Source organism: Arthrobacter oryzae, assembly GCF_037911235.1.
Classification (GTDB): domain Bacteria; phylum Actinomycetota; class Actinomycetes; order Actinomycetales; family Micrococcaceae; genus Arthrobacter; species Arthrobacter oryzae_E.
In genome coordinates, this window is the sequence record NZ_JBBLYW010000003.1 from 23,562 (window position 1) to 35,693 (window position 12,132).

The window sequence follows — 12,132 nt, forward strand, 5'->3', positions numbered from 1 at the left end:
CGCGTCTGGCAGACTTTTTGGCGGAAGAACACACAGACGACCGCACGGAAGAACGACAGCACGGATGATCGGAGGGACCTGTGAACGAGGCCCTCGTCCGGCATCTCCGCGCCCTGCACAGCCTTGGCCCCGCCAACAACGATCACCTGTCGGCGCTTCGCGTTGCCGTGAGCGTGGCTGTGCCGTCGCTCGCCCTCCTCTTCCTCGGGCGCCCGGACCTGATGATCTACGCCGTCTTCGGCGCCCTCACCGGAATGTACGGACGCTCGGAGCCCCACCAGCTGCGTCTCGCCCACCAGGCCCAGGCGGCTCTGGTCCTCCTCAGTGGCGTGTCCGTGGGCGTCTTCCTTTCCGTCAACCACTTGCACTCGTGGTGGCTGGTGGGGGTGGAGGCCCTCCTGGCCGGTGTGGGCTCGGTGTTCTCCGACAGGGTGAACCTGAAGCCCAACGGCCCGTTCTTCGGCATCCTTGCACTGGGCGCCTGCGCTTCCGTCCCCACAACGGTGCCCTGGTTCGCGGCGCTTCTCATCGCCGCCGCGTCCGCGGCCTTTTCGATAATGATCGGCTTTGGCGGCTGGGTCCGCGGCCGGACGTGGCGGCCCGGAGCAGCCCGGACGGCCGCACCGCTGAGCGGACCTCGGAGGCAGGCTGCAATGATCCACGCGGCCCGATACGTCCTGGCCGTAGGTTCCGCCGGCACGGTTGGCGTCCTGAGCGGCAGCGGCCACCCGCACTGGGCCATGGCCGCTGCCGCCGTCCCCCTCGCCGGAGCCGACCTGCCCAGCAGCGTGCACCGCGGCCTCCACCGCATGATGGGGACCTTCCTCGGCCTGGTGCTGGTCGCCGTCGTGCTTCTTCCGGGCCCATGGGCCCCGTTGCGGTTGTTCCCCGGAGCGGAAGCCGCCGTACTGGCGTTGCTGGTCATCGTCTTCCAGTTCACCACTGAACTTTTCATGACCCGCCACTATGGCCTGGCCATGGTGTCCTTCACCCCGGTGATCCTGCTCATGACGCAGCTGGCCGCCCCCGCGGACCCCTATATCCTCATCACGGAACGCGCGGTGGAAACCGTGGTGGGCGCTGTGATCGGGATTTTGGTTATCGTGCTGATCCGGCGCCGGGGGAATCCTGGTTCGCAGGCTTTTTCGGCGGGCCGGCGGTGAACCGGGCAGGCAGCAACCGCGAGACCGCCGCAACCAGCTTGTACCGCTTCGTCGGGATGGACACAGCGCGGCCGCGTTCGTTGTCCGCCAGCCCTTCCCGGACCACGCGATCGGCGTGCAGCCACAGCCAGCGCGGGGCCACGGTTTTATCCATGCCCATGCGGTCGTGGAATTCGGTGTGGGTGAAACCCGGGCACACCGCCGTTACCTTCACCCCGTGGCCGGCGTACGCCAGATTGGCCCAACGGCTGAACGTTACCTGCCAGGCCTTCGCCGCCGAGTAGGTCCCCCGGTTGGCAAACGCCGCAACGCTGGCCACATTGATGATCCGGCCCGAGCCGCGCGCCAGCATGCCCTGCAGTGCGGCGTGGCACAGTTCCAGGGGCGTCTGGACATGCAGCCGGAGGTGCCTGCGTTCCTCGTCCAGGCTGTTCTGGTCGAAGGGCTTCAGCAGCCCGATCCCCGCATTGTTGACCAGGATTTCCACCGGCCGGGACGCGTCGGAGAGGCGTTCGACGACGGCGGCCACTCCGGCGTCGTCCGTCAGGTCCGCGCCGAGCACTTCCGCGGTGATGCTGTAGTTGTTCTCCAGTTCGTGGGCGGCGGCCCGCAGGCGCTCCGTATCGCGGGCGACCAGCACTACGTGGTGGCCCTGTTCTGCGAGCTGGCGGGCAAACTCGGCGCCGAGGCCCGCCGTGGCGCCGGTGATCAGGGCAGTGGTTCCGGGAACTTGTGCGCTCATGGCAGAAGCCTAATGGCCCCTCGCCCCGGGCGCCTCCCCTGGCCTGCGCCGAGATGGCACATCACGGCAGTTTCCGCGACCACGACTGCCGTGACATGCCATCTCGGCGGAACCCGCCTAGGCGAACTGCACCAGCGGATTCGCCAGCCGGCCGGCCATCTGGAGGCCTCCGGACGGGTCAGTGAGGTCCAGCATCTGCTGGTTGTTGCGCAGCTGCAGCCTGTTGAGGCAGGAGAACTGAAAGTCCGCGGCAAACAGGTCGTGGCGGGCAAACTGGTCCGCGAGTTCCGGGTGTTCCGCCTGGTAATCGCGGATGGCTCCCGCCGCGATGCGCCAGAATTCCTCGCCCCGGAGCACGCCGTCTTCCTCAAGGAGGGCGCCGAGGAACCGGAAGATGCAGTCGAACACGTCGGTGAAGATGGCCAGGACCTTCTCGCCGTCCGGGATATCCACCTTGATCCGGGATACGGCTTCCGGCAGGTCAAGCCTGTCCCCCATCACCACGATTTCCTCGGCGATGTCCTTCATGACGGCCCGCACCGGCACACCGTTGTGGAGCACCAGGATCACATTCTCGCCATGCGGCATGAACGCCAGCTCGTAGCGGTACAGGCAGTGCACCAGCGGAACGAGGTAAGCCTCGAAGTACCCCCGCAGCCATTCGCCGGGTTCCAGCCCGGACTGTTCGATCAGTGCGGACACCATGGGTTTGCCCGCCGCATCGACGTGCAGGAGCGAGGCCATGGTGGCCAGCTGCTGACCATCCTGGAGCAGCGGCAGCGGGCTTTCCCGCCATAGCGCGGACAGCATCTTCCGGTAGGGCGACTCCTTGGCCGCGGCTGCCTCGTAGTATTCGTTGTGATATCCGATGGCGGCCACCTCGCGGATCATGGCCAGCCCTCGCTCCTGGAGGGCGTCATCGCTGCCGATCAGTTCCTGGAGCCAGTCATTGATGGCAGGCGTGGCCCTCATGTACTCCGGCGACAGCCCCCGCATGAAGCCCATGTTCAGGACGGACATGGCGGTTTTCACGTACGTTTTTTCCGGCGCGGTGGTGTTGAAGAACGTCCGGATGGACTGCTGGGCCTGGTAGCTGTCCGCGCCTATCCCGAGGTGGACGATGTGCTGCCGGGCGATCTCGGCCGCGAAGGTGACGGTCAGTTTGTTTTCCCACTGCCACGGGTGCACCGGCATGAGGAAATACGCAGCGGGATCCAGGCCAAGGGCGCCGAGCTCGGCGTCGAAAAAGGCCAGGGCGCCGGCCCCCAGTTCGGCCTCAAGGTGGGCGGCGTAGTCCAGCCCCGAACTGGAGGTGAACACCGCTTTGCTCCGGTGCACCGCAATCCATTCCAGCTGCACGGGGGCGCCGGATTCCGGGGCAAAGGCGCGGTAGTCGCTGATGCTGAAGCCCAGCCGGCCGTTGTTGGCCACGAAGCAGGGGTGGCCCTCGGTCATGCTGCGTTCAATGGCCTGGAAGTCCGTGGCGGCGTCCTCTCCCCGGGTGACGCCTGCCGCCAGTTCCGCGGACGACGGCTGGCCGGCCCACTGCTTGTACGCGTGGCTGGAAAGAGTGCTGCTGATCTCCTCAAGGTAGACCGGGAGCATCTCCCGGCGGATCCCCAGGGCGTCGCGGAATTCGGTGATGAACCGGAGCGCATCCAGGGGTGCGTCTTGCCCGTCGCGGCTGCACGTTATAGAGGCGGCGTCCACGGACCAATGCTCAAGGGGCAGGATCCTGGCGGAAAACCGGTATTCCACCGACGCGTCGTCACTCAGCACCCGGTAGGCGTGGAGCTGTGGTGCGGACAGGGCACGGTCCCCTGCACCAGGCCAGGTGCTGTCCCCGGCGCTGGTCCGCTCCGGGCTGAGGATGCGCTCGTGGGAGAACTCGGCGAGCGCTTTGCGGACCAGATGCCGGTTGGCCGCGGCCCAGCGCTCCGGAGTGAGGTGGGTGGCGGCGTTTCCTGCGGTCAGGACGGATTCGAGGTCAGCGGTGGTCATAGTGGTGCTCCCTGGCGGATCGGGGATGGGTGGATCGGGGACGGGCGCCCCGGGGGTGAATGGAGGGCCGCGCGGGCCGTGTGGAAGGCCTCCCGCGTGCAGAAGCTGAGGAGGGCCTGCTTGTCCGGGAGGGTCACTTCTCCGGCGGGCTGGAAGCCCAGCCGCTCGTTGAGGACGTGGATTTTGTGGTTCCGGGCGTCCGGTTCGACCACCACGCGTTCCACCCGGTCCTTGGCGAAAAGCCGGTCCAGGACAGTTTCCATCACGGCGGCGGTATAGCCGGCGCGCGGCGGTCCGGCCGGCGGGGCCACCAGGAGGTGCATCCCGATGTCCCCCGGCTGCACGGCGTACAACCCTGCCAGCGGCGAGAATGCGGGAAGGTACTCCTCCATCAGGAAGGCGGGGACGCCGTCGTCGAGCCCCAGCAGCGCGTGGTGATGCCCGCTGGCCTGGATCTTCGCATATTCCTCCACAACGTCCGCCATGGTGGCGGACTGCATCCCCCAGAAGGAGGCGTACGGGAGGGTCACCCAGCCGTGGAGGAGCTCTGCGTCAGCCTCGGGATCGAAGCAGCTGAAGGTGAAGCTCATGCCTGCACCCCCGCCGGCTCAGGCATCGCCGGCTCAGGCATCCCCGACTCACCCAAGGCCGACTCCGCCATCCCCGACGCTGGCGCCCCGAACTGCTGGAAGGCGATGCTTCGTTCCACGGGATAAACCTCGCGGCCGCAGATCTCGCGCAGGATGCAGGAGTTGCGGTAGGCCGCCATTCCCAGGTCCGGGGTGACGAAGCCGTGGGTGTGGAGTTCGGCGTTCTGGACGAAGATTTCGCCGGGCTCGACGCCGGTGCTGTAGTTGCGCTCGACGGCGAACCTGCCGGCGCTGTCCCGGGCAATGCGGCCCTGTACCCCGGCCAGGAACTCCGGCTCGCGGTAGCCGTAGCCGGTGGCAAGCACCACGGCTGCGGTGTCCAGCGAGTAGTCCGCGCCCTGTTCCCCGTGCCGCAGCTGCAGGGTGTGGACGCCGGACTCGGGGTCCCACGTTGCCCCGGTGAGAGCCGAGTGCGTCAGCAGCCGGGTATCCACGATTCCGGAGAGGCTCTTGGTGTAGAGGAGGTCGTAGATGGCGTCGATGAGCTCGGAGTTGATGCCCTTGTACAGGTTTTTCTGGCCCTTGATGAGGCCGTCGCGCTGTTCCTGCGGCAGTCCATGGAAGTAGTCCACGTACTCAGGCGACGTCATTTCCAGGGTGAGTTTGGTGTACTCCAACGGGAAGAACCGGCCGGACCGGGTGACCCAGTTGAGCTGGTACCCGTGGACGTCGATCTCCTGCAGCAGCTCGTAGTAGATTTCCGCCGCGCTCTGGCCGCTGCCCACGATGGTGATGCTCGGCTGCCGCTGCAGCTCACTCTTCCTCGACAGGTACTCGGCGTTGTGGAGGACCACTCCGCCGCCGTTGGCTGCCGCTTCGACTATTCCTTCACAGGCCGCCGGCACATACGGCGACGTTCCGGTGCCCAGCGCCAGCCGCCGCGCGCGCAGCACCTCCGGCCCCGCGGGGCCGGCCACGGAAAGCGTGTACACGCCGTCGTCGTACGTGACCTCCCGGACGTCTGCGCCGAACCGTACCGAATCGAGCTGGCCGGCCACCCACTGGCAGTACTGGTTGTACTCGGCGCGCAGCGGGTAGAAGTTTTCCCGGATGTAGAAGCGGTACAGCCGGCCCGTCTGCTTGAGGAAGTTCAGGAACGAATAAGGCGATGTGGGGTCCGCGAGCGTTACGAGGTCTGCCATGAAGGGGACCTGCAGGTGGGCCGGTTCCAGCATCATCCCGGGGTGCCAGTCGAACGAGTCGCTGCGCTCCAGGAAGACGGCGTCCAGCCCGGCGACGGACTCGCTCAGCGCCGCGAGGCCCAGGTTGAAGGGCCCGACGCCGATACCTGCGACGTCGAAGATGTGTGCGCCGCTCACGCCGCCGCCTCCCGCCCGGCAAGCAGCGCTTCGCCGGTACTGCGGAGCAGGCTGATGATCGTGTTGATGTCCTCCGGGGTGGCCTCGGCGTTGAGCAGCGTGAACTTCAGGTAGTGCCTTCCGGCCACCGTGGTTCCGGCAACCACCGCCTTGCCTGAGGCAAACACCGCGGCGCGGATCGCCGGATTGAGGGTATCCGCGGCGTCTTCAGCCAGGCGGGTGCCGTCAGCCAGGACCGGGCGGTAGCGGAACACGAGCGTGCTCAGCTGCGGCGCGGCGGCCAGTTCGAAGTCGGGGTCTTCGGCCAGGGCCCGGCCGGTCCGGGCTGCGAGGTCGATCGCCTCGTCCAGCAGGGCACCCACCGCGTCGGCTCCCATAATCCGGAGCGTGAGCCAGAGCTTCAGGGCGTCGAAGCGGCGCGTGGTCTGGATGCTTTTGTCCACCTGGTTGGGGATGTCCGCCAGGGCCGCGCTTTCCGGGTTGAGGTAATCCGCGTAGTAGGTCACGTGCCGCAGCAAGGCCCGGTCCCGCACCAGCAGGGCGCTGGAGCTGACGGGCTGGAAGAAGGTCTTGTGGAAATCCACGGTGACCGAGTCAGCCAGGCCGATTCCGGTCAGCCGGTGACCGTAGCGGCCGGAGAGCATCAGGCCGCCGCCGTACGCGGCGTCCACGTGGAACCATGCGCCGTAGGCCCTGGCGAGGGCGGCCAACTCGGGGAGCGGGTCCACCGCACCAAAGTCGGTTGTCCCGGCGGTTCCCACCACGGCCATCGGGACCAGGCCGGCGTCGGCTGCCTGCGCGAGCGCGCCGGCAAGCACGGCTGGATCCATGCGGTGGTCCGCCCCGTACGCCACCGGCACGACGGCGTCGTACCCCAGTCCCAGCATGGAGGCGGACTTGCGGATGCTGAAGTGGCTGTCCTCCGAGGTGAAGACGCGCAGCTTGTCCAGCAGCCCTGGCAGCCGGAGGGTTTCGTAGCCAGGAACCTTCCGCAGTCCGGCCACGGCATGGTTGCGGGCGATGAGCAGGGCCTGGAAATTGGACTGGCTCCCGCCGGACGTGAACACGCCGTCCGCCGCATCACCCAGGGACAGCCGCGCCGCGGTCCAGTCGATCAGCCGGCGTTCGATCATGGTGGCGCCCGCGCTCTGGTCCCACGTGTCCATGGAGGAATTCACGGCGGAGAGGATGCTCTCCCCCACCAGCGCCGGGATCACGACGGGGCAGTTCAGGTGGGCTGCGTACTTCGCGTCGTGGAAGTACACGGCGTCCCGCAGGTACACCTCTTCCAGTTCCGCCAGCGCGGCGGCGGTATCCGGGAGCGGACGGTCAAGGTCGACGGCGGCGACGCGCGCCCTGAGTTCCTGCGGCCCGACGCCGGTAAACGGCCGGGAGGTCCGCTCCAGTTTGGTGGCCACGGCATTGACGCCCTGGAGCACCTGCGCCACGTAGCGGGGCGCATTGCGGGAGTTGAAAAGGTGGTTGGTGGCGGCGAGGGCGAGCTCTACCCGGGAGCCGAAATCGTTCCCGGCAGTCGGGGCGGGCAGATCCAGGGGTTTCTCGTCCACACGGGGCAACAGCGTCACAAGGTTTTCCTTTGGTAGGCGTTTGGAGGCGCGCTAAGGTAGCAAGGCAAGCCTTACTTAGGTGAACCTTTTAGTCAAACTTTTATGAGCTAATTATTAAATTGGCGGAATGGCGGGGTTGTCGGGGCTCAATGGAACGTCATTGACTGTGGCCGGAGCCGCTGTTGAGGCAGACTATGCCGCCTAATGCGTGGCGTTGGCCGCTGACTTTCGCCGGCAGAGCAGGGTCCACCGGTTTCCGCCGTCCTCCTTGGCGTAGGAGAACTGGTCCAGCGCCACCTTGGCAAGGGCCAGTCCGCGACCGCTTCCCGACATGTCCTCCGGCAGTACCGCCTCCGCGAGGTCGATTCCGGCCGGCTTGGCGTTGTCGGTGAATTCGGCATAGAGCCGCTCCGGTTCGCATTCCACCGCCAGGACGAACCGCACGGGTTCGGTGCCGGCCGGCTGGGAGTGCTCAATGATGTTGGAGGCCACCTCGATGAGCGCCGTTTCGAACCTGATGCGGTCCATGGGTTCAATCCCGGGTTCGCCCTCCCACACGTCCCCAAGCAGTTGATGGATCAGCTCCAGGCTTTCGGGAACCGCGGCGGCGCGCAGGCTGAACTGGCGGCTCATCAATAGGCCCCGTCCACCGTAGCGACCGGCTGCAGCACTTTGTTGAGGTTGGTCATTTCCAGGACGGCAGTGATCTGCGCTGTGGGGTTGGCCAGCCGAAGGTCGCCGCCGGCCTGCCGCGTCTTCTTCAGCCCGGTGATCAGGGCGCCAAGGCCGGATGAGTCAATAAAGTCGGTGCCGGCGAGGTCCACCACCAGCCGCACCGTGCCGTCGCTAATGAGCGAGTCGATGTTGGCACCCAGGTGCGGCGCCGACACCATGTTGAGCCGGCCCACGGGACGGATCACGCCCACTCCGTTGGCCAGGGTTTCATTGTTGAATTCGATCACGGAATTTCCTCTTTCTTCTTGTTGCTGTCCAGCCAGGCATCGTAGCCGGGGTAGCGGACGGCCTCGATGACGACGCTGAAGATCAGCAGGTCGAAGGCAATCCACACGAAGTTGACGGAGCTGCCCAGGAGGTCCCCTTGGCCCAGCAGCAGGCGGATGACGCCCACCAGTGCCGCCAGGACCAGGACAGACATGGCGATCAGCTGCGGCCGGACCAGGTGCCACGGCAGCCGGTTGCGGGCCTGGAGCGTCTTGGGCGTGACCCGGAAGTCCAGGTCACGGCCCAGGAACACGTTTCCGAACGCGGAGGTGACGGATTTGATCCAGGTGGGGAAGAGGGCCAGTGAGTACTGCTGGCCGCGCCATGTCTTCACTCCGCGCCCCACCACCAGGAACAGGATCTGGTTGACCACCAGGAACGGAATGAGCCGGAGGAAGAACTCGTTGCTCAGCGACTGCACCGGCAGGATCCCGAGGGTGAGGTAGATGACCGGGGCGGCGATGTAGGCCACCGCGGCGAAACCGGCAAGGTAGCTCCACATGGTTGCCAGGTACATCAGCCGCTGAGCCAGGCTCAGGCCTTTTTGCAGCAGCGGGTTCTCCCGGAACATGACCTGCATGGTGCCCTGCGCCCAACGGAGCCGCTGCGTCAGCATCGAATCGAGGTCCTCGGGGGCCAGCCCGTCGGCCAGCTTTTCGTGGTGGTAGGCGGATTCCCAGCCGAGGGCATGCAGCCGCATGCACGTGGCCATGTCTTCGGTGACGGAAATGGTGGCCAGCGGCATGAGCGCCTGCGCTTCGCCGGCTTTCTCGGCGTTAACCGATTCGACCAGCACGCGGACGGTTTCCACCGCTCCCAGCGGGGACCAGTCGCGCTGCGACAGCCTGTCCAGCGCAACATCGTCGACGACGGCGAGCGAACCGTCGACGCCGATGGTCCGGGACAGCCCTTCGATGGAGTTCAGCTCCGCGTGCAGCGCCGCGAAGTCTTCCGCCACCAGGTTCCGGGCCACGGCGTCCACGCGCTCCTGGAACCGGTACGTGACATCGGCAATGGCCTGGCCGTCGCTCAGCTCACGACGGACCTGCTGCAGGTCCGTGGCCACAGTGGACAGTGCGGCCGCCAGCCGTTCCTGCCCGGGCCCAAGCTGGCGCCGCGCCTTGGCCACCACCTTGTCCGCTGTCCGAAGCGCCTTGTTCAGTGCCAGCTCCGTTTCCGAGACGTAGCGCATGACACCCAGCTGCATCAGCGCTTCCCGGCGGATGATCGCGTTGGAACCGCAGAAAAACGCTGCGTTCCAGCCGTCCTTGCCCTGCTGGATGGGCCCGTAGAACAGCGGTGCCTGGCTGCCCAGCGGATCGTTGGGCGGCACATTGACGAACACCTGGGGAGTCTGGACCAGGGCCATCCTGCGGTCGTTGAAATAGCCCAGCGTGTGGTCCAGGATCCGGGGGTCCGGCATCTGGTCGGCATCCAGGATCAGCATGAACTCGCCGTCGGTGGCGAGCAGTGCGTTGTTGAGGTTGCCGGCCTTGGCGTGGCGGGGACGGTTGGCCCAGTCCTCGGAGCGGGTGATCCAGCCGATGCCTTCCGCTTCGGCGATGGCCCGCAGCTCGGCCCGGTTGCCGTCGTCGAGGATCCAGGTCTTGTGCGGATACTCAATGTTCCTGGCGGCCCGCGCCGTCCCCATCACGAGGTCCAGCGGCTCGTTGTAGGTGGTAATGAACACGTCCACTGTCAGGCCGGGAGGCGGCGGGGGCGGAGCATCCCGTTGCCTGTACCGCCACATGGTGAGCCCGAACAACAAGGAGTCCACCAAGGAGTAGGTCTCGGCCAGGACCAGCGGGACTGCGATCCACCAGGCCTCCCAGTTGATGGACACCATCCAACGCCAAATGATGTAGTTCAGGCCCAGTATGGCGGTGGCCAGAACGATCAGCCTGATAATCAGCCGCCGTGTTGTCATGGCCCGGATGTCCCCCTGGGTCCTCGTCGGTGGAGTCAGCCGCCCGTTGAGGATCCGGCTCCGAAGTGAGACCAAGGGAGCTGGACCGGCTGACTGACCTGAGTCAGTCCAACACTATCCGCACATGCGGCAGCTGGGCCCACGTGTCCGCCTATGGCATGACCCGGGCAGCCGGTGCCGCGCGGGCAGCCGTGCAACGTCAGCTGGCGGCGATTTCCTCCTGGGACGGGCCCTCTGGCTCCGTCAGGTGCCGCAGGTGGAGTTCCTCGGCCGCCAGCTCGTACCAGGTGTGCGCGCCGAAGGAAGGACTGCGGGTGTCCAGGTGCCGGTACAGGGCGTCGGCCAATTTGCCGAGGGCATCGTCGGACAAAGCCCGGACCGTCGATGCGGGATCCAGGTTCCCCTCGAGGTACTCGGACAACTCCAGGCCCTCGATGGTTCGCTGTTCGCCCACAACTGTCTGGGATGCGTCAATGTCAAAGCCGGAGGCGGCGTCAGCGTCCAGGAGAGCGTTGATCTTGCTGTCCAGGGTGGCCTCTTCGCCGCCTGCCAGTCCGGCATGCTCAAGGCAGATGGGTAGTTCCGCGGGCTCGGCGAGTGTAAGCCGGAAAGCTTCGACGTCGCTTCCGCGGGATTCGGGATTGTGCCCGCCCTCAGCCTCGTGTCCGGCAATGTGGCGCAGGTACATCAGGACTTCCGGGTCAAGATGGAATGCGCTCCGGAGGTCCACGGTGATGTCCTGCTCCGGTGAGAGCCGGCGCCCGCGGCGCATGATGTGCAACAGCACGGGGTAATTGGCCTGAGTCAGGCAGCCGGTGACTTCGAGGGTCACACGTCCGGGGTCGATATCCACACGGACCAGTACACGCAGCTTATGGTTCAAAGCTTCTCCAAATGAGACATCCAAGAGCCAGCTTCATAACTCACCTAAACCATACGATTTAGTTGCCCCCGCCACAAGCCGCGCTCATCGCGCCGGGTAACCAGGCCCTGCTCAGAACTAGACTTGAAAGATGGACGAGATCACGCTGGGCGCATCCGTGGCCGAACAGCTGCAGGATCTGGTCATCAGCAGCCAGGACGTCAACGGATTCCTGGCGGAGCTCTGCGAGCTTTCCGCCAGCGCCCTCTCGCGCACCCTCGGCCAGGAGGTTTCCTGCGCCGTCACGATGAACCGCCACCACCGGACCACCACGGCAGCCTGGAGCGACCCGGAGGCCCGCCTCTTCGACGAGATCCAGCACAACTACGGTGAGGGCCCCTGCCTCCATGCGATGTCCACGGGCACCACAGTTCTGGTCCGGAACACACGCGCCGACTCCCGGTGGCCGGAGTATTGCCACGCCATTGCGTCGCTGGGGCAATTGAGTGTGCTGGGCGTCCCGCTCACCCTGGACTCAGGCGCCACCGCTGCCCTGAACGTTTTTGCTCCCACGGCGGACGTTTTCGACGACGCCGCCATTCGGAAGGCGGAAATGTTCGCTTCGCAGGCGGAGAAGGCGCTTCGCCTTGCGGTAAGGATCGGCGTCCAGCAGCAACTGGCTGCAGACCTGCGGTCCGCCATGGAGTCCCGCACGGCCATAGACCTGGCGGCCGGCATCATCATGGGCCAAAACCGGTGCTCGCAGGCGGAAGCGATGTCCATCCTCACCAAGGCATCCAGCAGCCGGAACCAGAAGCTCCGGCTCGTGGCGGAAAAGCTCGTTGAATCATTCGCCCCGGAAGCACCAGCCACACACTTCGACGGCTAGGTCACTTCC

General features: G+C 66.2%; 11 protein-coding genes. 2 read left to right on the plus strand and 9 right to left on the minus strand.

Translation table 11 applies throughout. The features are described 5' to 3' along the window. Positions 1-80 precede the first annotated feature (80 nt). The gene (locus tag WMN78_RS00535; protein WP_340531412.1) at positions 81-1,163 is read left to right on the plus strand and encodes an FUSC family protein; all 1,083 of its coding nucleotides are present in this window, start codon (positions 81-83) and stop codon (positions 1,161-1,163) included. Here the strand turns inward: WMN78_RS00535 and WMN78_RS00540 are convergent. The 9 genes from WMN78_RS00540 to WMN78_RS00580 form a co-directional block, all read right to left on the minus strand. Beyond that, positions 1,099-1,905, minus strand: coding sequence for an SDR family oxidoreductase (locus WMN78_RS00540; protein ID WP_340531413.1), 807 nt, complete (start codon positions 1,903-1,905; stop codon positions 1,099-1,101). The genes WMN78_RS00535 and WMN78_RS00540 overlap by 65 nt on opposite strands. Positions 1,906-2,022: 117 nt before the next feature. After that, positions 2,023-3,906: an IucA/IucC family siderophore biosynthesis protein gene (locus tag WMN78_RS00545; RefSeq protein ID WP_340531414.1), complete on the minus strand. Its 1,884-nt coding sequence runs from the start codon at positions 3,904-3,906 to the stop codon at positions 2,023-2,025. Then, positions 3,903-4,496: a GNAT family N-acetyltransferase gene (locus tag WMN78_RS00550; protein WP_340531416.1), complete on the minus strand. Its 594-nt coding sequence runs from the start codon at positions 4,494-4,496 to the stop codon at positions 3,903-3,905. The genes WMN78_RS00545 and WMN78_RS00550 overlap by 4 nt, the downstream gene beginning before the upstream one ends. Continuing rightward, positions 4,493-5,875, minus strand: a complete 1,383-nt coding sequence (locus WMN78_RS00555; protein ID WP_340531417.1) for a lysine N(6)-hydroxylase/L-ornithine N(5)-oxygenase family protein — start codon at positions 5,873-5,875, stop codon at positions 4,493-4,495. The genes WMN78_RS00550 and WMN78_RS00555 overlap by 4 nt, the downstream gene beginning before the upstream one ends. Beyond that, positions 5,872-7,461, minus strand: coding sequence for a pyridoxal phosphate-dependent decarboxylase family protein (locus WMN78_RS00560; RefSeq protein ID WP_425341092.1), 1,590 nt, complete (start codon positions 7,459-7,461; stop codon positions 5,872-5,874). Before WMN78_RS00560 ends, WMN78_RS00555 begins: the two co-directional genes overlap by 4 nt. 183 nt (positions 7,462-7,644) lie before the next feature. Beyond that, on the minus strand, positions 7,645-8,076 hold the full coding sequence (locus WMN78_RS00565) for an ATP-binding protein (protein ID WP_340531418.1): 432 nt from the start codon (positions 8,074-8,076) through the stop codon (positions 7,645-7,647). Then, a complete protein-coding gene (locus tag WMN78_RS00570; RefSeq protein ID WP_340531419.1) occupies positions 8,076-8,405 on the minus strand; it encodes an STAS domain-containing protein in 330 nt (109 codons plus the stop codon). Before WMN78_RS00570 ends, WMN78_RS00565 begins: the two co-directional genes overlap by 1 nt. After that, complete coding sequence (locus tag WMN78_RS00575; protein ID WP_340531420.1) at positions 8,402-10,372, minus strand: glycosyltransferase family 2 protein; 1,971 nt, start codon at positions 10,370-10,372, stop codon at positions 8,402-8,404. The genes WMN78_RS00570 and WMN78_RS00575 overlap by 4 nt, the downstream gene beginning before the upstream one ends. Before the next feature lie 199 nt (positions 10,373-10,571). Further along, on the minus strand, positions 10,572-11,255 hold the full coding sequence (locus WMN78_RS00580; RefSeq protein ID WP_340531421.1) for a hypothetical protein: 684 nt from the start codon (positions 11,253-11,255) through the stop codon (positions 10,572-10,574). A 130-nt stretch (positions 11,256-11,385) separates the two neighbouring features. Between WMN78_RS00580 and WMN78_RS00585 the strand changes: the two genes are divergently transcribed. Then, complete coding sequence (locus WMN78_RS00585; RefSeq protein ID WP_340531422.1) at positions 11,386-12,123, plus strand: GAF and ANTAR domain-containing protein; 738 nt, start codon at positions 11,386-11,388, stop codon at positions 12,121-12,123. The last annotated feature ends 9 nt before the right edge of the window (positions 12,124-12,132 follow it).